General features: G+C 60.2%; 21 protein-coding genes. 8 read left to right on the top strand and 13 right to left on the bottom strand.

Annotated elements, in window-relative coordinates; all coding sequences use genetic code 11:
- The first annotated feature begins 42 nt into the window (after window positions 1-42).
- Complete coding sequence (locus tag CAF87_RS13985; protein WP_065259801.1) at window positions 43-540, top strand: helix-turn-helix domain-containing protein; 498 nt, start codon at window positions 43-45, stop codon at window positions 538-540.
- A 6-nt stretch (window positions 541-546) separates the two neighbouring features.
- Here CAF87_RS13985 and CAF87_RS13980 read toward each other — a convergent pair whose 3' ends face one another.
- From CAF87_RS13980 to CAF87_RS13950, 7 genes are all read right to left on the bottom strand, one after another.
- On the bottom strand, window positions 547-1170 hold the full coding sequence (locus tag CAF87_RS13980) for a glutathione S-transferase family protein (protein WP_085731920.1): 624 nt from the start codon (window positions 1168-1170) through the stop codon (window positions 547-549).
- Window positions 1171-1269: 99 nt separating this feature from the next.
- Window positions 1270-2685 carry a cytosine permease gene (locus CAF87_RS13975; protein ID WP_085731919.1) on the bottom strand — a complete coding sequence of 472 codons (1416 nt, stop codon included), beginning with the start codon at window positions 2683-2685 and terminating at the stop codon, window positions 1270-1272.
- A 289-nt stretch (window positions 2686-2974) separates the two neighbouring features.
- A complete protein-coding gene (argE, locus tag CAF87_RS13970) occupies window positions 2975-4123 on the bottom strand; it encodes an acetylornithine deacetylase (RefSeq protein WP_085731918.1) in 1149 nt (382 codons plus the stop codon).
- The gene (locus CAF87_RS13965; RefSeq protein WP_085731917.1) at window positions 4120-4797 is read right to left on the bottom strand and encodes a DUF1028 domain-containing protein; all 678 of its coding nucleotides are present in this window, start codon (window positions 4795-4797) and stop codon (window positions 4120-4122) included. Before CAF87_RS13965 ends, argE begins: the two co-directional genes overlap by 4 nt.
- Window positions 4798-4824: 27 nt before the next feature.
- Window positions 4825-5241 carry a RidA family protein gene (locus CAF87_RS13960; protein ID WP_007950460.1) on the bottom strand — a complete coding sequence of 139 codons (417 nt, stop codon included), beginning with the start codon at window positions 5239-5241 and terminating at the stop codon, window positions 4825-4827.
- Window positions 5242-5299: 58 nt separating this feature from the next.
- Window positions 5300-6607 (bottom strand): NAD(P)/FAD-dependent oxidoreductase, encoded by a 1308-nt coding sequence (locus CAF87_RS13955; protein ID WP_085731916.1) that lies wholly within the window; start codon window positions 6605-6607, stop codon window positions 5300-5302.
- 259 nt (window positions 6608-6866) lie between these two features.
- Window positions 6867-7685: an alpha/beta fold hydrolase gene (locus CAF87_RS13950; protein WP_085731915.1), complete on the bottom strand. Its 819-nt coding sequence runs from the start codon at window positions 7683-7685 to the stop codon at window positions 6867-6869.
- Between the two features lie 183 nt (window positions 7686-7868).
- Here CAF87_RS13950 and CAF87_RS13945 point away from each other — a divergent pair, with 183 nt between their 5' ends.
- The 3 genes from CAF87_RS13945 (at window position 7869) to CAF87_RS13935 (ending at window position 9404) form a co-directional block, all read left to right on the top strand.
- The gene (locus CAF87_RS13945; protein ID WP_085731914.1) at window positions 7869-8318 is read left to right on the top strand and encodes a helix-turn-helix domain-containing protein; all 450 of its coding nucleotides are present in this window, start codon (window positions 7869-7871) and stop codon (window positions 8316-8318) included.
- Between the two features lie 236 nt (window positions 8319-8554).
- Window positions 8555-8869, top strand: a complete 315-nt coding sequence (locus CAF87_RS13940; RefSeq protein WP_085731913.1) for a hypothetical protein — start codon at window positions 8555-8557, stop codon at window positions 8867-8869.
- Window positions 8870-8924: 55 nt separating this feature from the next.
- Window positions 8925-9404, top strand: coding sequence for a hypothetical protein (locus CAF87_RS13935; protein ID WP_256576023.1), 480 nt, complete (start codon window positions 8925-8927; stop codon window positions 9402-9404).
- A gap of 47 nt (window positions 9405-9451) precedes the next feature.
- On the opposite strand, the gene CAF87_RS13930 is transcribed toward CAF87_RS13935, so the two are convergent.
- Both CAF87_RS13930 and CAF87_RS13925 read right to left on the bottom strand, forming a co-directional pair.
- Complete coding sequence (locus tag CAF87_RS13930; protein ID WP_085731912.1) at window positions 9452-10495, bottom strand: LLM class flavin-dependent oxidoreductase; 1044 nt, start codon at window positions 10493-10495, stop codon at window positions 9452-9454.
- 67 nt (window positions 10496-10562) lie between these two features.
- Window positions 10563-11048 carry a flavin reductase family protein gene (locus tag CAF87_RS13925; protein ID WP_007950450.1) on the bottom strand — a complete coding sequence of 162 codons (486 nt, stop codon included), beginning with the start codon at window positions 11046-11048 and terminating at the stop codon, window positions 10563-10565.
- A gap of 322 nt (window positions 11049-11370) precedes the next feature.
- On the opposite strand from CAF87_RS13925, the gene CAF87_RS13920 reads away from it, so the two are divergent.
- Window positions 11371-12777 (top strand): cytosine permease, encoded by a 1407-nt coding sequence (locus tag CAF87_RS13920; RefSeq protein ID WP_085731911.1) that lies wholly within the window; start codon window positions 11371-11373, stop codon window positions 12775-12777.
- Window positions 12778-13031: 254 nt separating this feature from the next.
- Window positions 13032-14132 carry a polyamine ABC transporter substrate-binding protein gene (locus tag CAF87_RS13915; RefSeq protein WP_085731910.1) on the top strand — a complete coding sequence of 367 codons (1101 nt, stop codon included), beginning with the start codon at window positions 13032-13034 and terminating at the stop codon, window positions 14130-14132.
- Window positions 14133-14168: 36 nt separating this feature from the next.
- Here the strand turns inward: CAF87_RS13915 and CAF87_RS13910 are convergent, their stop codons facing one another.
- Window positions 14169-15146: a TerC family protein gene (locus CAF87_RS13910; protein ID WP_085731909.1), complete on the bottom strand. Its 978-nt coding sequence runs from the start codon at window positions 15144-15146 to the stop codon at window positions 14169-14171.
- A gap of 188 nt (window positions 15147-15334) precedes the next feature.
- Between CAF87_RS13910 and CAF87_RS13905 the strand changes: the two genes are divergently transcribed.
- Window positions 15335-16288 carry a Dyp-type peroxidase gene (locus tag CAF87_RS13905; RefSeq protein ID WP_085731908.1) on the top strand — a complete coding sequence of 318 codons (954 nt, stop codon included), beginning with the start codon at window positions 15335-15337 and terminating at the stop codon, window positions 16286-16288.
- 37 nt (window positions 16289-16325) lie between these two features.
- On the opposite strand, the gene CAF87_RS13900 is transcribed toward CAF87_RS13905, so the two are convergent.
- Window positions 16326-18038 (bottom strand): amidase, encoded by a 1713-nt coding sequence (locus CAF87_RS13900; RefSeq protein WP_085731907.1) that lies wholly within the window; start codon window positions 18036-18038, stop codon window positions 16326-16328.
- 138 nt (window positions 18039-18176) lie between these two features.
- Entirely contained in the window at window positions 18177-18965 is a 789-nt protein-coding gene (locus CAF87_RS13895; protein ID WP_085731906.1) for a helix-turn-helix domain-containing protein, read from the bottom strand.
- Between the two features lie 84 nt (window positions 18966-19049).
- Between CAF87_RS13895 and CAF87_RS13890 the strand changes: the two genes are divergently transcribed.
- Window positions 19050-20048 (top strand): bile acid:sodium symporter family protein, encoded by a 999-nt coding sequence (locus CAF87_RS13890; protein ID WP_085731905.1) that lies wholly within the window; start codon window positions 19050-19052, stop codon window positions 20046-20048.
- 15 nt (window positions 20049-20063) lie between these two features.
- Here the strand turns inward: CAF87_RS13890 and CAF87_RS13885 are convergent, their stop codons facing one another.
- Entirely contained in the window at window positions 20064-20669 is a 606-nt protein-coding gene (locus CAF87_RS13885) for a response regulator transcription factor (RefSeq protein WP_085731904.1), read from the bottom strand.
- Window positions 20670-20744: the final 75 nt, after the last annotated feature.

The following is a 20744-nucleotide window of genomic DNA, read 5'->3' as shown; positions in this document are numbered from 1 at the left end:
TAGATATGATAATCATAGTAACTGTAGAAGAGGCAAGCCCTGATGGCTGTAAACGATAGTCTTCCCGATACGTTGTGCCCGATTTCCCGGGCCGAGGCGATCGTCGGCGACCGCTGGACGGTGCTGGTTTTGCGCGAGTTGTTCATGGGCAGTCATCGCTACGACGAGATCCAGGCCCAGACGGGCGGTACGCCGCAGATGGTCGCCGCCCGTCTGAAAAGCCTGGAGGCGGATGGACTGGTCGAGCGTCGCTTGTACAACGAGCGGCCGAAACGCTACGAGTACCACCTCACCGCGAAAGGCGAGGCGTTCTACCCGGTGGTGATTGCGTTGCGCGCCTGGGGCGAAACCTGGTGCAAGTCGCCGGAGGAGGGGCTGGCCGTGAACATGACCCACAAAAACTGCAACCACAGCGCCGGCCTCGGACCGCTGTGCGACCACTGCGGGGAACTGTTGCGGCGCGAGGATCTGATCAGCCAGCCGCAAGAGGCGTACGCCGCCGAACGACAGGCGCGGCGTGAGGCGTTCAAAAACAAATGACCGGCATCAAGGCGTGCCGTTTCGTCCATGCAATCGGTAAGCGGGGCCCTGACTCAAGCGTTCGTAATAAGCGCTCACCGCCGGCAAGTGCGGATGTTCCAGCGGCGTCTCGAACCAGCGATTGACCGACAGACCGATCGGGATGTCGGCGAGGGAAAACTGCTCGCCGCTGACATAGGCACCGGTCTTTTGCAGTTGCCGGTCGAGGATCTCCATGTGCCTTGCCCACTCCCGGCAACCGGCCGCAAGAGTATGGCTGTCCTGATGCGCGGGTGACTGGCGTACCAGCGACATGAACGCGTACGACCAGGACTTGTTCAGCTCCGAAGCCTGCCAGTCTATCCATTGGTCCACCCGCGCGCGGGCGCGCGCCTCGCTCGGGTAAAGCTGTTCGCCGCTATAACGCGATGCCAGATAGCGAATGATCGAGTTCGATTCCCACAGCGTGAAGTCATCGTCTTGAATCACCGGCACCATCGCGCAGGGATTGAGTGCGAGGAACTCCGGCGTCCATGTCGATTGAAAACCTGAGCCCCAGTCCTCGCGTTCGAAGGAAAGGTTCAATTCAGCACAGGTCCACAGCACTTTGCGCACATTGATTGATGAGGCTTTGCCCAGAATTCGCAGCATTGGAATTCCATCTCCGGTTGTGGTCGGGCGTAAAGAAATAGCACAACGCAATGCAGAAGGCCCGCACAGGGCGGGCCTTGTTGGTGCATCGAGTCAATCTCAGAGAGTGCCCGCCAGTTTCCCGGTCATCAGCCGCCGGCGATAAGCACTGTCCCGACTGGCCAGCCAGAAATACAGCGGCGACGTCACCAGCAATCCCACCAGCCAGGAAAGGTCCGCGCCGTTGATGTGCGCCGACACCGGGCCCACGTACAGCGGCGTGTTCATGAACGGAATCTGCACCACAATGCCGATCGCATACGCCAGCAAGGCTTGCGGGTTGTAGCGGCCATAGATGCCGCCGTCGACCTGGAAGATCGAGGCGATGTCGTACTGGCCTTTGTGGATGGCGTAGAAGTCGATCAGGTTGATCGCTGTCCACGGTACCAACACCACCAGCAGCACCAGCACCATGTCGACGAAATGGCCAATGAAGTCCGACGATGCGCCGACCGCAGCGAAGCAGCAGGCCAGCAGCACGATCAGCGAAATCACCGCGCGGCTCTTGGCGGTCGGAATCCAGCGGTAGGCGAAGGTCTGCACCAAGGTGATCAGCGACAGCACCGCGCCGTACAGGTTGAGCGCGTTGTGGCTGATCACGCTGAGCAGGAACAGCACCAGCATCAACGGGCCGATCGAGCCGGTGGCGAGTTTCACCGCGTCCATGGTGTCCATGCCCACCGGCGTTGCCAGCACGGCGACCGCACCGAAAATGAACGACAGGCTGGAGCCCAGTGCGGAGCCAAGGTAAGTGGTCCAGAACGTCGCGGCCACCGGCACATTGGCCGGCAGGTAACGCGAATAGTCCGAAACGTAAGGCGCAAACGCGATCTGCCACAACGCCGCCAGCGACACCGTCGCGAGCCAGCCCGAGAGATTGAAACTGCCACGGGTGAGGAAGTCGGCGGTCTGCACGTGAGTCAGGATGTAGCCGAAGCCGACCACAATCCCGATCCCCAGTACCCAGGTGCCGATGCGGTTGAGCACGTGGATGAAGCGGTAACCGATGATCCCGATGATTCCCGAGCCAAGCGCGCCGATGACGATGCCGACCGGCACCGGAACGCTGTCGACGACGCCATGCAGGGACTTGCCGGCGAGCACGATGTTGGAGGCGAAGAAACCGATGTACATGACGCCGGCAATCAACACCACCAGCAGCGCGCCAAGGGAGCCGAACTGCGCGCGGCTCTGGATCATCTGCGGAATGCCCATCTGCGGGCCTTGCGCCGAGTGCAGCGCCATCAACACACCGCCGACCAGATGGCCGACCAGAATGGCGACGATGCCCCACACCAGATTCAGGTGGAACAACTGCACGCCGAGGGCGCCGGTGACGATGGGCAACGGCGCGATATTGCCGCCGAACCAGAGGGTGAACAGATCCCTGACCTTTCCGTGGCGATCTTCGGGCGGCACGTAGCCGATCGTGTGTTTCTCAATGAGCGGTGCGGATGTTGTTGCAGAGGTGGCCATGACGAACTCCAAGGCAAGGACGAGTACGTGGACGTACTTCAGTGAGCGCCGGCACGGACGGCGCATTTCTTGTTGGGGTCGATCATGGGCAAGGAAAGGGGAGAGATAAATTAGTAGTTTTGTTGCTTCAGGCGTTAAAAAAACGAGGCTCTCTTGTCAGCTGAAAGTGCTCTGTTTCGGGTGTTTCAGAGCCATGAACGGTCACGCAGCTGACCTCCATTGGAGCAGCTGTCTGTCGGTGATCCTGCGGCTCGACTGCGGACATGAGTCCAGCAGCAAGACCGGTTTTTCAAAGTCGAATCGACGCCAGCATCCGTTGCAGCATCTCATCACAGGCCTTGAGTTGATCGAGGCTGACGAACTCGTCCGGCTTGTGGCCCTGATCCATGCTCCCGGGGCCGCACACAACCGTGGGAATCCCCACTGCGTCGAACAATCCGCCTTCAGTGCCAAACGCCACCGTGCCGAAATCATCCGAACCACAGAACGTGGCGATCAATTGCGCTGCCTGGCTCCGGGTATCAGTCGCCAGCCCCGGATACGCCGACAGTTCGCTGAAGCGGATATCACTTTGTTCGCTGACGGCCCGCATGCGCGGCAGCATTTGTTGTTCGGCGTAAACCTTGAGCTGCTGGGCGACGACCGCCGGATCCTGCGAGGGCAGGGCGCGGATTTCGAAGTCGAAACGGCAGTCGGCAGGGACGATGTTCAGGGCTTTTCCGCCGCTGATCACACCGGTTTGCACCGTGGAGTACGGCGGGTCGAAACGCGGGTCGAGGTGTTCATCCTTTAGCTGCCGACCGATGCGTCCCAGTTCGCCGATCAGCTCGGCGGCGCATTCGATGGCGTTGACCCCGAGCGGCGCATAGGCCGAGTGACAGGCGTGACCCTGGACATCGCAGCGCATCGCCAGTTTGCCCTTGTGCCCGAGCACCGGTTTGAGTTCGGTCGGCTCTCCGATGATGCACAACAGCGGTTTGACCGGACGCTGCTCCAGCACCTTGAGCAACGAACGCACGCCGAGGCAGCCGACCTCTTCGTCATAGGACAGGGCAATGTGCACCGGCATACGCAAAGGTGCTTCGATCAACGACGGCACCAATGCGAGCACGCAGGCGATGTAGCCCTTCATGTCTGCGGTGCCGCGACCGTAAAGCTTGCCGTCGCGCTCGCTCAATTCGAACGGCGGCACGGTCCATGGCTGACCATCGGCAGGCACCACATCGGTGTGCCCCGACAACACGATGCCAGGCAAATCCGCCGGTCCAATCGTGGCGAACAGATTGGCCTTGCTGCGCTCATCGTTGTAGATCAGCTCGCACGGCACATCGAAACCTTCGAGGTAGCTGCGCACGAAGTCGATCAATTGCAGGTTGGACTCGCGGCTGGTGGTGTCGAACCTCACCAGCGACTTGAGCAATGCGACGCTGTCGCTCATCGGTCGTCTCCGGCAACTCCGTAGCCCGGTGCCTTGGCCGGATCGAGAGCGCGGTCGATGTAGTCCTGCAGCTGCGGACGATAGGCGTCCCAGAGTTTTTGCAATTGCCCGATCGGGTCTTCATCGGCCCAGTCCACCCGCAGGTTGACGATGGGCCAGGTCAGCTCGCCGACCACGACCACGGCCGCTGAATGCACCGGACCCGCTTCACCGCCCAAGGCCTGAGCGGCGTGCAAAGCCTTGAGCAGGCGATCGGCCAATTGGCCTTCGCCATCCTCGAAGGCGCTGACCATGGCTTCGATCACCGAGCGCCCGGCGAGCATGTTGCCCGCCGCCACGCACTGTTCGCCAGACACGGCGTTGTGCACGCCCAGGGTTTGCGCGCCGCTGAAATGTGCGGTCTGGCCGAGGTGGTTGATCGCCGTGATCTGCCGGTACTGGCTGTAGCCGTTGCGAGTCAGCACCTTGTCCAGCGCCGCCTCCGGCGCCAGGCCTTGCTCCATCAGGGCGAGCACTTCCGGGCCGAGCGACGGCAGGGTGATGTTCTGGCTCGACACCGCGCCGACACCGGGCAGCAGCCACGGGCAGCGGGCACCGACGGCGATGCTGGAGGAACTGATGGCGATGCCGAACTGACCGGTTTCGGGGCAACGGGCGGCGATGGAAAATGTCATGTGTGGCCTCCTTTCGCTAAGGTCGAATTACTCGGGAATCACCGCAACCACATCGATCTCCATCAGCCACTGCGGCTGACCCAAGGCCGACACCACCAGCCCGGTGGAAATCGGGAACACGCCTTTCAGCCATTTGCCGACTTCCTGATACACCGGCTCGCGGTAGCGCGGGTCGATCAGGTAAGTGGTGGTCTTGACGATATGGCTCAGGTCGCTGCCGGCCTCTTCGAGCAATTGCTTGACGTTGCGCATGGCCTGTTCGGTCTGCGCGCGCGGGTCGCCGAGGCCGACCAGTTCGCCATCGAAATTGGTGCCGACCTGACCACGGACATACACGGTGTTGCCGGCACGCACGGCCTGGCACAGATCGTTGTCCAGGGTCTGGTTCGGGTAAGTGTCCTTGGTGTTGAACATGCGAATGCGGGTGTGTGTTGGCTGACTCATGTGAGGCTCCTGACGAAATCGATCCCGGCGCGACAGGCGCCGGTATGGAAGAGGGAAATCAAGCGTCGACGGTGTCGACAGCGTTGTTGTGCAGCGCGGCTTCGCGTTGTTCGGCATCGCGATAGGCCAGGTATTTGCGCTGGGTGGCGATGTGATCGGCCACGTGCTTGGCGTCGTGCCACACGCCCCAGATGAACGACGACCCGCGTCGTGACTGCCACGGCAGACCGAGGAAATACACACCCGCTTCGCTGGACACACCGCGCTGGTGTTGTGGTTTGCCGTTGTCGTCGAACGCGGCAACTTTCAGCCAGGAATAATCCACGGCAAAACCGGTGGCCCAGATGATCGAGGTGATCCCGGCGGCAGCCAGATCGAGATCGGTCAGCGGGTTCTTCACGCATTCAGGGTCCGGATAGGTTTCCCGGGCTTCCGGTTCCAGCGGCAGATCGAGGCCGTTGCGTTCGATGTAGGCGTCGGCGGCATCCAGCAGCGCGAGATAGTTCTCGTCGCCACGCTTGAGGTTGTCGCGCAGGTCTTGCTTGAAGGTCACCACACCGTTACTGAATGACTCGGTCACACCGACCAGAGTCATGCCGCGATGGGCCAGGCCACGGAAGTCGATGGTGCGGCCACCGTGGGCGCCGCTGACGGCGATGGTCACGTGTTCGCGGCCGGGTTTCATTGCGGCCTGATCCCACTCGCCGAGTACGCCGAGCCACCAGCAGAAATCGCGGTTGCGATAAGCGCGAGGAGGGCGGTCATGGGCACCGACCGAGAGGTAAACCTGCTTGCCCGAACGCTGCAATTCGTCGGCGATCTGCACGCCCGACGAACCGGCACCGACCACTAGCACCGCACCGGCCGGCAGCTGTTGCGGGTTGCGATAGTCGGCCGAGTGAATCTGCAGCAGACGTTCATCCTTCGGCGCAATCGCCGGAATCACCGGACGCTGGAACGGGCCGGTGGCGGCGACGACGCGGGCCGCTTCAATCACGCCCTCGGAGGTCTCTACGGTGAAACCCGGACGCCCGACATTGCGCACCACGCTTTTCACATCGACGCCGGTGCGAATTGGCGCATTGAATTTCTTCGCATAGGCTTCGAAGTAGTCCGCAACGCGTTCCTTGTGGGCAAAACCATCCGGATCGACATCGTCGAATTCCATCCCCGGAAAGCGGTCGTGCCACGCCGGACCATTGGCCACCAGCGAATCCCAGCGCCCGGTGCGCCAGCGTTCGGCAATGCGGCTGCGCTCCAGCACCAGGTGCGGCACACCGAGTTTGCTCAGGTGTTCACTCATGGCCACACCCGCTTGACCGGCGCCGACAACAAGCGTGTCTGTTTTTATTATTTCAGTGGTCATCTCTGATCCCTTCTCACGAGGCCGTTGGATTCAGGTCGCTGTCGACCTGTTCTCTGTGCTTGGGATCAGACTAGGGAGGGGGTGGTTATCGGTAAAATATTATTAAGCTGGCATGTGAAGATAAAAACGTGATGCAGAGGCTTAGAAGCCCCGTAAATGCTGGGTCTCGCCATGGCACCGGAATCCGGGACAACGAAAAAAAGGGCCGCCGACAGGGTTGTCGGCGGCCCTTTGCAAGGCGTGTTCAGATCACACGGACTCAGCGATTGAGAAACGCCAGCAGGTCTTCATTCAATTGCTGCGCATGGGTCACGGCGAAGCCGTGGGGCGCCCCGGCATACACCTTCAGTTCGGCGCCCTTGATCTGTGCGGCGGCGCGTTTGCCGGTGGTTTCGAACGGCACGATCTGGTCGCCGTCGCCATGAATCACCAGGGTCGGCACATCGATTTTCGCCATGTCCGGGCGGAAGTCGGTTTCCGAGAAAGCGGTGACGCAATCCAGCGTGCCTTTCAGCGAAGCCAGCAGGGCGATGTTCAAGGTTTGCGTCAGTACGCCATCGGAGACCTTCTGGCCCTGGTTGGTGCCGTAGAACGGTGCGGCGAAATCGGCGATGAACTGTGCACGATCCTTCAGCAGGCCGGCCTTGATCCCGTCGAACACCGACTTGTCGACGCCTTCGGCGAAGTCCGGTTTCTGTCCGAACAGCGGCGTCACCGCGCCCAGCAGCACCAGCCCGGCAACACGTTCGTTGCCGTGACGCGCAATGTAGCGGCTGACATCGCCGCCGCCCATGGAGAAACCGACGAGGGTCACGTCACGTAGATCCAGGTGCTCGATCAGTTGCGCGATGTCATCGGCGAAGGTGTCGTAGTCGTAACCGGTCCATGGCTGCTCGGAGCGCCCGAAACCACGACGGTCGAAGGCGATGGTGCGGTAGCCGCGGCTGCTCAGGTACTCCATCTGGTATTCCCACATGTCGGCGTCCAGCGGCCAGCCATGGCTGAACAACACGGGCTTGCCGCTGCCCCAGTCCTTGAAATAGATCTCGGTTCCGTCTTGGGTGGTGAATGTGCTCATGGAAACTCCTTGGAGGTTGGCTCTATGTGGTTGCCGTGGTGGCAGCAATCACTATCGCGACAAAGCAGCTCGGCCACTTGTACGCAGGTGCTAAGTTCCTGGCGCATGGCGTTATCGGTTTTTGCAACGCAGGTTGTAAGATGCAACCGAATCGAACCTGCCGAATTGCTGGAGACACCCGAAATGAAGCGCAAAAGCCTTGCCGGCAATGTCTGCCCGGTCGCCCGGACGCTGGACCTGATCGGCGATTGGTGGTCGTTGCTGATCGTCCGTGATGCACTGGAAGGCATCCGCCGTTTCGGCGATTTCGAGAGAAGTCTGGAAATCGCCAAGAACATCTTGAGCGTTCGCCTCAAAAGCCTGGTGGAGCGCGACATCCTGCGCCTGGTGCCGGCGTCCGATGGTAGTGCCTACAAGGAATACGTGCTGACGGAAAAGGGGCGGGCGCTGCAAACCGTGATCGTCGCGCTGTCGCAGTGGGGCGGGGAGTTCATGTTCGAGCCCGGTGAGCCGGGGTCGGTGATGGTCGATGCGCAGAAGGGAAAGCCGATCAGGAAGCTGGAATTGCTGTCAGCCGATGGCCGGGTACTGGCGCCGGAGGATGTGGCGACGAAACGGGCTGTTGAGCATTGAAGTGAAGTGCGCCGGATCTGTCGGATGTTTCGCTTCTTGGAACGTTCTCAGATGCTGTGGCCGGTTTTCCCTGGTTGATCTGCGAAACATCCGGGTTCCGATTGTCAAAATGAAGGCGTGACCGGGATTAATGTGAATAAGGGCGCTGGTTATGATAACCAGCCGACCAATGTCTTTATTATTAAGGGGAGAACAAAACCAAGCATTGTCCCTACCAACCCTTACTGGACTCAAAGATGAAAGATCTGGCGGATCTGAAAGACTGGAATTTCCAGGTTTTGATGCTTGTTCAAGCAATGCTGGGTGCAATTACTCCAAACTTCAGGATGGTGGTTTTATCTCGAGATGAACATGGATGGTTGATCAAGTTTTATCTTGAGGAGGATAGCGAGGAGGACGCTGAAGAAGTGGAGGGCATAGTGTGTCAATACGCCGCCTATCAGGACTCCAATCTGGGGTGTAACTGGGTAGTTTCATTTGGTGCTGGTGAACTCCCGGTGACGCCGCAAACTGACCGAGTTGTTTATCGACGAAAAGAATTTTTCGACTAGGGACCAAAACAATGACGGAGCTAATTGTCCGAAAAGGATCCAGACGTTGAGTGAAGTGGAAAAATACCCGCGTCTGAAAGTGTTCCTCGCTTTTCTTCTTTGTCCACTGGTCCCGGGTTTCATTGGCAGCATCATCAAGACCCTTGCAACGATCTTCCATCTGGCCATGAATCCACGGCTGATGGGTGAGGCCGTGGGAGGGGAGTTGATGTTGATGCCGTTTCTCGGTCCCTTGCTCGCTGAGGTGATATTTCTTGTACCGTTTTTGGTGTTCGCGATGGTGATTGCACTGATGAAGGTCAAACGGACGAACCGAGCCTGCTCAGTGATTGCACTGACGGGCGCCGCGTTGGCGACTTTATGGGTGACACCGTTTGTCCTGGCCGTTGTATCGGACGTTAAGGGTGCGACCTTTTCCGATGAGATGTTCGGAATGGTCGTACTGTTCGTCACGGCAATGGCAACATGCTGGCTGACAGCGCGCTTCTTTCTGCCTGATCCGACAGAGCCATCGTTGCCTTTAATCCCCAAATGAAAACGCCCCGAACATCTCGGGGCGTTTTCATATGTCGGGTGGCAGGTCTATCTAAACGCCGGCACCACGTGCTTGATAAACAACTCCAGCGACTTCTTCTTCTCCGCATGCGGCAAGCTGTTGTCGCACCAGAAACTGAACTCATCCACCCCCAGTTCCTGGTAGTACTTGATACGCGGAATGATCTCTTCCGGCGTGCCGATCATCGCGGTCTTGTGCAGGCTCTCCAGTTCAAACTCCGGCCGGCCGGCAAATTTCTCTTCCGGGCTCGGGGCGAGGAAGCCATTAACCGGAGTTTCCTTGTTGCCGAACCACGCATCGAAGGTGCGATAGAAACGTGAAATGGCTTTCGCGCCAACCTTCCAGCCTTCCGGGTCATCCGCCGCGTGCACGTGGGTATGACGCAGCACCATCAATTGTGGACGCGGCACATCCGGGTTGTTGTCCAGTGCTGTCTGGAACTTGTTCTTCAGGTCGAGGACTTCTTCATCGCCTTTCATCAGTGGCGTGACCATCACATTGCAGCCGTTGGCCACGGCGAAGTTGTGCGAGTCCGGGTCCCGGGCGGCGATCCACATCGGCGGGTTCGGCTTCTGGACCGGTTTCGGCACGCTGGTGGAAGTAGGGAATTTCCAGATCTCGCCGTTGTGGGCATAGTCGCCTTGCCACAGGGCGCGCACCACCGGGACCATTTCCCGCAACGCCTGGCCGCCGCTGGAAGCAGGCATGCCGCCAGCCATGCGGTCGAATTCCACCTGATAGGCGCCACGCGCCAGGCCGACTTCCATCCGGCCGTTGCTGATCACGTCGAGCAGGGCGCATTCACCCGCGACTCGCAGCGGATGCCAGAACGGCGCAATGATGGTGCCGGCGCCCAGATGAATGGTGGTGGTTTTGGCGGCGAGGTAGGCCAGCAGCGGCATCGGGCTCGGCGAGATGGTGTATTCCATGGCATGGTGTTCGCCGATCCACACGGTGCTGAAACCACCGGCCTCGGCCATCAACGTCAGTTCGGTCAGGTCTTCGAACAGTTGACGGTGGCTGACGCTTTCGTCCCAGCGTTCCATGTGTACGAACAGGGAAAATTTCATGACGCTACCTCGAATCTCTTGTGGTCGGCCGGTCGCTTGCCGGCCTGTTTAAGTGCAATCGTGCGGGTCAGGCGAAGGCGGGAAGGGCGCCCATCTTGCCGTGGCAGTACACCAGCGGGCCGGCGTCCTGCTGAGGGACGATGAGGTTTTTCACCGCGCCGACCATGATCGCGTGGTCGCCGCCTTCGTATTCGCGCCACAGCTCACACTCGATGATAGCTGTCGCGTTCGCCAGAATCGGGTTGCCCAGTTCGCTCAGCGTCCACTCGATGCCCTGCGCCTTGTCCTTGCCTTTGCGGGCGAAGGCGTAGGCTTCGCTCTGCTGGCCGCCGGACAGCACGTGAATGGCAAAGCGTTTGTTCTTGATCAGGACGGGATAGGAGTCGGAGCTGTAGTTGGGGCAGAACAGCACCAGGGCCGGGTCCATCGACAGCGAACTGAACGCGCTGGCGGTCAGGCCGACGATCTGGCCGTCGTCATCAAGCGTGGTGATGACGGTGACGCCAGACGGGAACGAGCCCATGACTTGTTTGTAGACGGCAGCATCGATCATTGGTCAATCCTCGAGTGCGGTGAAGCGTGTTTTTATTCGTTTGTGGGTCTGATGGTATACCGTAATACATCGATTGCAAGCGCTTTTTTGGTGAAACGATAAACGTGGTGCATTCGTCGGAAACTCAACATTTGCGGGGCTTTCGTCTAGCCGTAAAGCCTGGCTTTCGGGGAGGATGCCGGATCAGTTGCCGCCGCAAACAGCGGATCAGTATTGTGAAAATGTTGGAATACCATAATATGGTGTTCATCTGAGGGGCGGCCAAGAACGTCCCCGGTTTGGCTTCATACAACGATAAGAACAGACCCAATCGAGTTCATATATGTCCCAGATGTCCCGGCAAGATCCGTTGATCGAGAATCATACGGTCGACTACGTCCCACTCGCGGAACGCCACGGGAAGGCCCGCGACCTTTTCACCCTTTGGTTCAGCACCAACATTGCGCCACTGCCCATCGTCACCGGCGCCATGGTGGTCCAGGTGTTTCATCTCGACCTGTTCTGGGGGCTGCTGGCGATTGCGCTGGGGCACATGATCGGCGGCGTGGTGATCGCCCTGGCGTCGGCGCAAGGCCCGCGCATGGGCATTCCGCAGATGGTGCAGAGTCGTGGTCAGTTCGGGCGTTACGGTGCGCTGCTGATCGTGTTTTTCGCCGCAATCATCTACATCGGTTTCTTCATTTCCAACATCGTGCTCGCCGGCAAATCCATCGTCGGCATTGCGCCGTCGGTGCCTGCGCCGCTGAGCATTCTGATCGGCGCCCTCAGTGCTACGGCCATCGGCGTGATCGGCTACAACTTCATCCATACGCTCAACCGCATCGGCACCTGGGTGATGGGCAGTGCGTTGCTGGCCGGCTTCATCTACATCTTTGCCCACGACTTGCCGGCGGACTTCTTCACCCGTGGCAGCTTCAATCTGTCCGGGTGGCTGGCAACGGTGTCGCTGGGGATTATCTGGCAGATCAGTTTCTCGCCGTACGTCTCGGACTATTCCCGGTACCTGCCGGCGGACATCGGTATCAGCAAGCCATTTATCGCGACTTACCTGGGCGCCACGCTGGGCACGATTCTGTCGTTTACCTTCGGCGCGGTGGCGGTGCTGGCGACACCCGAGGGCACCGAAGCGATGGCGGCGGTCAAGCAGTCCACCGGTTGGCTGGGGCCGATTCTGATGGTGCTGTTCCTGCTCAACATCATCAGCCACAACGCGCTGAATCTGTATGGCGCGGTGCTGTCGATCATCACCTCGATTCAGACCTTCGCCAGCCAATGGACGCCGAGCATCAAGGTGCGGGTGATACTGTCCAGCGTGGTGCTGGCGGGCTGCTGCGTGGTGGCGCTGGGGGCGTCGGCGGATTTCATTTCCGAGTTCATCGGCCTGATTCTGGCGCTGCTGCTGGTGTTGGTGCCGTGGGCCTCGATCAACCTGATCGACTTCTACCTGATCAAGGGCGGCCGCTACGACATCGCCTCGATCTTTCGTGCCGATGGCGGAATTTATGGGCGTTTCAATCTGCACGCGATCATTGCCTATTTCATCGGCATCATTGTGCAGCTGCCATTTGCCAACACATCGTTGTATGTGGGCCCGTACGCCAATCTCGTGGAGGGCGCGGACCTCTCCTGGCTGGTCGGCCTCATCGTGACCTGCCCGTTGTATTACTGCCTGGCGACGCGCGGGCAGGCACAGCAGAGCAGGGCGGCGCGGTTGGGTTTCACTGACTGATCGCCTGCACAGCTGCTTCACACAATGCCCGGCCATTCACCGGGCATTGTCGTTTCAGTATTCTGATGGTCACGCAAATTGGCCATATCGATCCCCTTTTGGCCAACCGGCTACTGTGCTGCGGCTACGCTGTCGGCAAGAATCGAAGCCACAACAAGACGCTGCGCCTTCCTTGCCCTTGGCTGACCTGACAGCCGCTGCCGTGTACAGAACATAAAAACCATCGACTCACGCTGCATTCGGGGAAACACAACATGGTCACGATGAAACGCATTCTGGGCGCCACTGTCTGTGGGCTGACGCTGCTGGCCGGCGCCGTCCAGGCCGAACAGCGCGAACTGCGGGTGTACAACTGGGCGGATTACATCCTGCCGTCGGTGCCCAAGGACTTCGCCGCCAAAAGCAAGATCAAAGTGACCTGGGACACCTTCGACACCAATGAATCCCTCGAAGCCAAGCTGCTGACCGGCAACTCCGGCTATGACCTGGTAGTGCCGTCGAACCAGTTCCTCGATACCCAGATCAAGGCCGGCGTGTTCCAGAAACTCGACAAGTCCAAACTGCCGAACTGGAGCCATCAGGACCCGGCGCTGCTCAAGTTGCTCGATTCCAACGACCCTGGCAATCAGTACGGCGTGCCGTACATGGTCGGCACGGTGCTGATCGGTTTCAACCCGGCCAAGGTCAAGGCTGCACTCGGCGAGAATGCGCCGGTGGACAGTTGGGATCTGGTGTTCAAGCCCGAGAACATGGAAAAGCTCAAATCCTGCGGCGTGGCGATGCTTGATTCACCGTCGGAAATCCTGCCGTTGGCCCTGCATTACCTCGGCCTCGACCCGAACAGCCAGAACCCGGCCGACTATGAGAAAGCCAAGGACCTGATGCTCAAGGTTCGCCCTTACGTCACCTATTTCAACTCGGCCAAGTACATGACCGACATCGCCAACGGCGACATCTGCGTGGCCATCGGTTATTCCGGCAGCTTCTACCAGTTTGGTAACCGCGCCAAAGAGGCGAAGAACGGCGTGGTGGTCGACTGGCGTCTGCCGAAGGAGGGCGCGCCGATCTGGTTCGACACCTTCGCCATTCCGAAGAGCGCGAAGAACGTTGAAGAGGCTCACGAGTTCCTCAACAACCTGCTCGATCCGAAGGTCATCGCCTCAATCAGTGACTTCCTCGGCTACCCGAATGCCAACAAGGATTCGCTGCCGCTGATCAACAAGGAAATCACCGACAACCCGAACCTGACACCGACCAGCGAGGCGCTGAAGACGCTGTATGTGGTGCAGCCATTGCCGCAGAAACTGGAGCGGGTGCGGACGCGGGTGTGGACCAGCATCAAGTCCGATAAATAGGTTCAAAGCCGTGGGAGCCATTGGCTCCCACGGCTTTTATTTCGCCTGACTTTCCTCGGGCGATTGACCCTTCGTCAGCACCAGACTGAGCAACACCGACGCCAGAATCAGCCCGCCGACAATCGCCAGCGACCACTCCACCGGCATGTGAAACCACGGCATCGCCGTCATCTTCCCGCCGATGAACACCAGCACCAGCGCCAGTCCGTACTTGAGCAGGTGAAAGCGGTCGGCCATGTCCGCCAGCAAAAAGTACAGCGCCCGCAGGCCCATGATTGCGAAGATGTTCGAGGTGAAAATGATGAACGGATCGGTCGTCACGGCGAAAATTGCCGGGATGCTGTCGACCGCGAACATCAAGTCGCTGGCCTCGATCAGCACCAGCACCAGAAACATCGGCGTGGCCCAGCGCACGCCGTTCTGCAGCACGAAAAAGCGTTCACCGTGAAAGCCGTTGGTGATCCGTAGATGCCCGCGCACCCAGCGCAGAAGCGGATTGTTATCGAGGTCCGGTTGCTGTTCGGCGAACACCAGCATCTTGATCCCGGTGATGATCAGGAACACGCCGAACACATACAGCAGCCACGTGAACTGCGAGACCAGCCACACCCCGGCAAAGATCATCGCCGCGCGCATCACGATCGCGCCGAGCACGCCGTACAACAGCACCCGACGTTGCAACTCCGGCGGCACGGCGAAATAGCCGAAAATCATCACGAAGACGAACATGTTGTCGATCGACAGCGACTGCTCGATCAAATAACCGGTGAGGAATTCCAGGGTCTTGCGCTGGGCGATTTCGGGCCCGAATTCGCCGTTCAGGTACCACCAGAGCAGCCCGGCAAAGGCCATTGCCAGCATGCACCACGCAATCACCCAGGATGAGGCTTCGCGCACCGAGACCCGATGTGCCTTGCGCCCGCCGAAGACAAACAGGTCAACGGCCAGCATGGCGAGGACAAAAACGATGAAGGCGGCCCACATCCAGGGTTCGCCGATGTTGAGGGGATGCATGTCGTTCTCCCTGTCTTTATGTTTTTCGGGGTAGACGGGGCCATGCTAGTAGGAGAATTCCGAGGAAGAAAAATCGTTTATTTCGTGGGTATTGTTCGTGAATAACGAACTGTCAGGTGAGATGGGCAGATGCGGGTAATACTTCATTCAACACTTCTTTGCTAACCTCGCTATCGAGTCAGTCCATCATGCCAGGAGCGACGATCATCGACACGCCAGATCCTCAAGCCGTCTGCAGCCCGATCACCAGCGCTGCGATATTCATCGTGGCGACCCTCAACGCCGAAGCCGAGGCGGCTGAAACAGTCCGCGGCTGGTGCGCCGATATCGCAGGCCTGACACGCTCGGTCGGCAAGCGCGTGCCCTCGGGCAACCTGTCCTGCGTTTGCGGGTTTTCTTCCAGCGCCTGGGATCGCCTGTTCGGCAGTCCGCGACCGGCGTCGCTGCATGACTTTCGTGAATTCGGTGTAGAAGGACGGCGCGCGGTTTCCACGCCCGGTGATTTGCTGCTGCACATTCGTGCCGATCAGATGGACCTGTGTTTCGAGTTGGCCACGCAATTGATGTCGTCGCTGGACGGCGTCGTGACCGTGACCGACGAAGTGCAGGGTTTCCGCTATTTCGACATGCGCAGCATCATCGGTTTTGTCGACGGCACGGAGAACCCGGTCGGACGCAAAGCCGAGCATTTCACGCTCGTCGGCGATGAAGATCCCGCGTTCAGCGGTGGCAGTTACGTGCTGGTGCAGAAGTATCTGCACAACATGAAGGCGTGGAACGAATTGCCGGTCGAAGCGCAGGAACGGGTGATCGGGCGGACCAAACTGTCCGATATCGAGCTCGACGATTCGGTCAAGCCGAGCAACTCCCACAGCGCGTTGACCACCATCACCAAGGACGGCGAGGAAGTGAAGATCCTGCGCGACAATATGCCGTTCGGTCGGCCCGGCGCAGGTGAATTTGGCACTTACTTCATCGGTTATGCACGTTCGCCCGAACCGCTGGAGCAGATGCTGGAAAACATGTTCGTCGGAAAGCCACCCGGAAACTATGATCGGTTGCTGGACTTCAGCACGGCGGTGACCGGCAGTCTGTTCTTCGTGCCTTCGGCGGATTTGCTGGAAGAACTGGCAGAGCGATAAAAAAATGGCGGGATCAATTGATCCCGCCGTTTTGCATTTACTTGCCTGCCACCAGTGCCGGCGTACGTGGCGGCACCAGGCGTTTCGACCCTGTCGCTTCAAACGCCGCCGCCAAGCGCAGCAACGTCGAGTCGTCATAGGCACGACCAGCAAACGTCAGCCCCACTGGCATGCCAATATCGGCCATCACGCCCATCGGCACGGTGACGGTCGGCACGCCGAGGTGGCGGATCGCGAGGTTGCCATTGGCAACCCAGATGCCGTTGCTCCAGGCGATGTCCGCCGAGGCCGGGTTGACGTCGGCGTCAGCCGGACCCACGTCAGCGTTGGTCGGGAACAGCACAGCGTCGAGGCCCAGGCGATCCATCCAGTCTTCGAGGTCGAGCTTGCGGGTTTTCTCCAGGCCGCGCAGACCGTCCGGCAAAGTCGGGATCTGATCCCACGGCGTGATGCCGCGTTCGGCCATGCGCACGTATTCGTCCATCCCGGCGGCGAGGTCGCCTTCACGGTTGGGCAGGGTGCCCGGATCGTGAGGGAATATTTTCGGCCCGTCGACGTCGGCCAGACGATTGAGTTTCGGATCGCCATTGGCGCGCAGGAAATCATCGAACGCCCAGGCAGACAAATCCCACAGCTCATCGTGCATGAACTCTTTAGAGACGATGCCGCGATTGAACACGGTCGGTGCGCCCGGACGATCGCCTTCGCAGTTTGACACCAGCGGGAAATCCACTTCGATGACTTCGGCGCCGGCCGCTTCGAGGGCCTGACGGGCCTGTTTCCACAGGTCGATCACCGAAGCGCGGGTGTTGATGCGTTGCCCGGTCGGGCCGCCGATGCCCGGTGCTTCGCTGGTGCCGGCCTCAGGGTCGGCGTTGATGTACATGCGCGGCACGCCCAGGCGTTTGCCAGCCAGGGCGTCACTTTTCACCGCCAGATCGAGATAGGAAGCAGGGCGTACCGAGGCGACGCTCGGGATCGGCACCCAGGGTTGCAGGCGCCACAGGTCGCCACGGGTGTCGGTGTCTTCGGCGACCACCACGTCGAGCACTTCCAGCAGATCGGCCATGGTGCGGGCGTAGGGCACCACCACGTCCATGGTCGGCGTCAGCGGCCAGTTGCCGCGCACCGAAATCACCCCGCGGGATGGCGTGTAGGCGCACAGGCCATTGTTGGATGCCGGGCCACGACCGCTCGACCAGGTCTCTTCCGCCAGACCGAATGCCGAGAAGCTTGCAGCAGTGGCGGTGCCGGCACCGTTCGACGAGCCGGAAGCAAACGGCGCAGTCAGATAAGCGGCGTTGTACGGGCTTTCAGCGCGGCCGTAGACCCCGCGCTGCATCCCGCCATTGGCCATCGGCGGCATGTTGGTCTTGCCCAGGCAGATCGCGCCGCCCGCACGCAGGCGCTCGATGGTGAACGCATCACGCTGGGCCACCAGATCGGCGAACGCAGGGCTGCCGGACGCAGCGGTCAGGCCTTTGACCAGATAGCTGTCCTTGGCGGTGTAGGGGATGCCGTCCAGCGGACCAAGGGTTTGCCCCTTGGCGCGGCGGGCATCGGAGGCCTGGGCTTCTTTCAGGGCTTCGGGGTTGCGCACGACCACCGCGTTCAGGGCAGTGGCGGTGTCCGGGCCGTCAAAGGCATCGATGCGCGCCAGATAGGCCTGGACCAGTTCAACCGCGGTGGTCTGGCCGGATTCGAGCGCCGAGCGCAGTTGAGCAATGGAGACTTCAGTGACTTCGATCATGCTGTTACCGCCGACAGGTTCGCTAAAGGGTTGTAGATCATTGTTATCGTCGAAAGATGTCAAAGATTCTTGATGGGCGAAACTCTACCCTGAAGTTTGCCGATTGGCATGTCTTAATTCGATAAATATCGACAAAAATCATCGAAAAAATTCTCCGGGCGTTTCGCCAAACTGCTGGCGAAAGGCTGCGATGAAGGCCGACGTCGAATCATAACCGCAGGCCAGAGCCACTTCCGTGACGCGTTCGCCACGCTCCAGCGGCGTCAGCGCACCCAGCAGACGCAAGCGCTGGCGCCATGCGCGAAAAGTCAGGCCGGTATCGCGCAAGAACAGCCGGCTGAGGGTTTTCTCGGTCACGCCGAACTTTTCGCTCCAGTGACTGAGTGTGGTCTGCTGTTGCGGATGTTGCTCGAGACTTTGATAAATCTGCCGCAAACGGATGTCCTGAGGCAGTGGCAGCATCAGGTCGATTTGCGGGGCTTCGGCCAATTGGTCGAGGATTACCTGCGCCAAGCGCCCGTGAGGGCCGCTCTGGTCATACTCGACAGGAATCTGACTGAAGGCCCGGATCAACTCGCGCAAAAGATCGCTCACGCCGAGCACATGACAGCGCTCCAGCGCCCAACCCGCCACGCTGCAATCGATGTACAGGCCGCGCATTTCCGTGTGCGGCGAACTGAATACCCGATGGGGCACCCCCGCCGGAATCCACACGGCGCGCTCTGGCGGGGCGACGAAACGACCGGCGGCGGTCTGTACTTCAAGTACGCCCTGGATCGCGTAAGACAATTGCACCCACGGATGACTGTGGCGGCGGGTCAGGGCGCGATTGGGCAGCGATTCGGTGCGTCCGTACAACGGGCGCGGCAGGCTCGGCAGCCCGGGGATGCTGCGTCTGACGCTCTTGTCGTGTCCTTTTGGCGGCATCTTGCGGCTCTTCGGCGTTAGTCGGTAATTTCCAGTCACGTTAGAGTCGCTTCCACGTACTGGCAACCCCCGGATGAACAAACCATGACGCGCCCAAGATTCCTGCCCGACAACTTCACCCTGACCCTCGTCGCCGTGGTGCTGCTTGCCAGCTTCCTGCCCGCCAGCGGCCAGGTCGCGGTCGGCTTCGGCTGGCTGACCAACATTGCAATTGCGCTGCTGTTTTTCCTGCACGGCGCCAAGCTTTCGCGCGAATCGATCATCGCCGGCGCCGGTCACTGGCGCCTGCATCTGTTGGTGTTCAGCCTGACTTTTGTCCTGTTCCCGCTGCTGGGGCTGGCGCTCAAACCGCTGTTGTCGCCGATGATCGGTGACAACCTGTACATGGGCATGCTCTATCTCTGTGCACTGCCGGCCACGGTGCAATCGGCGATTGCCTTCACCTCGCTGGCCCGGGGCAACATTCCGGCGGCGATTTGCAGCGCGGCGGCGTCCAGTCTGTTCGGGATTTTTCTGACGCCGTTGCTGGTGACGTTGTTGTTGAACGTGCATGGCGACGGAGGCTCGACCGTCGACGCGATCCTGAAAATCAGCGTGCAACTGCTGCTGCCATTCATCGCAGGGCAGATCGCCCGCCGCTGGATCGGCGCTTGGGTCGGCCGAAACAAGAACTGGCTGAAGTTCGTCGATCAGGGTTCGATTCTGCTGGTGGTCTACGGCGCGTTCAGCGAGGCGGTGAACGAAGGCATCTGGCATCAGATCCCGGTCATCGACCTGCTGGGGCTGGTGGTGGCCTGCTGCGTCCTGCTGGGGCTAGTGCTGCTGGCGTCGACGCTACTGGGCAAGCTGTTTGGCTTCAACCTGGAAGACCGCATCACCATCCTGTTCTGCGGCTCGAAAAAGAGCCTGGCCACTGGTGTGCCGATGGCGCAGGTGTTGTTCGCCGGCAGCACCATCGGTGTGCTGATCCTGCCGCTGATGCTGTTTCATCAGATTCAATTGATGGTCTGCGCGGTGCTGGCGCAGCGTTATGCGAAACGCCAGGAGTCGGTGCAGGAACTGATGGCACAGGTTGATCCGTAATCACGGCTGCGGACACTAACCCGCACCGGAATACTTGACTGCCGCCGCTGCCCGCGATGGCACGTTGAGCACCCGCAACAAAGACGACACATGAATCCGCACCGTGAACGGGGAAATATCCAGCTCACGGGCGATTTCCTTGTTGGTCTTGCCCTGCGCAATCAGCCGCAGCACATCCTGCTGGCGCGGGGTGAGGGTGGCGCCAGTTTCCAGTGGCAGCAGGCCCGACGGGGCGAACTTCACAAGCACTTCGCCTTCGCGGATCGCCAGGATGGCCTCGCCGATTTCATCGGGGGCGATGTTCTTGCCGATGAAACCGTCGATGCCCGCTGACATGACTTCGCCGATCAGCGCCTCGTCATCCACCATCGACACCACGATCAGCGTGGTACGCGGCAAACGTCGGCGCAGCTCACCGAGCTGGCTGACGCAAGTCAGGCCGGGGAAGCGCAGATCGAGGATCAAGGTGTCCGGCTCATCACCGGAAGGCAGCAGGGCGAGCACGCTGTCGAGGTCGCCGGCTTCGTCGATCAGTGCTTCAGGCAGCAGGCGCTGAACCGTGCGCAGCATCGCTTCGCGAAACAGCGGATGATCGTCGGCTATGATGATTCGGCATGTCATGGCACAACCCTCCCTGGGTAGGCATTGCTCACGGCGTGCACCTTAGCACCGGGCGAAGGCATTGCCTGTCGATTC

It is taken from the genome of Pseudomonas sp. R38(2017) (assembly GCF_002112395.1).
In the GTDB taxonomy this organism is placed as follows: domain Bacteria; phylum Pseudomonadota; class Gammaproteobacteria; order Pseudomonadales; family Pseudomonadaceae; genus Aquipseudomonas.
The sequence above is the reverse complement of the archived record's forward strand: the minus strand, read 5'-3'. Positions and strand labels throughout refer to the sequence as shown.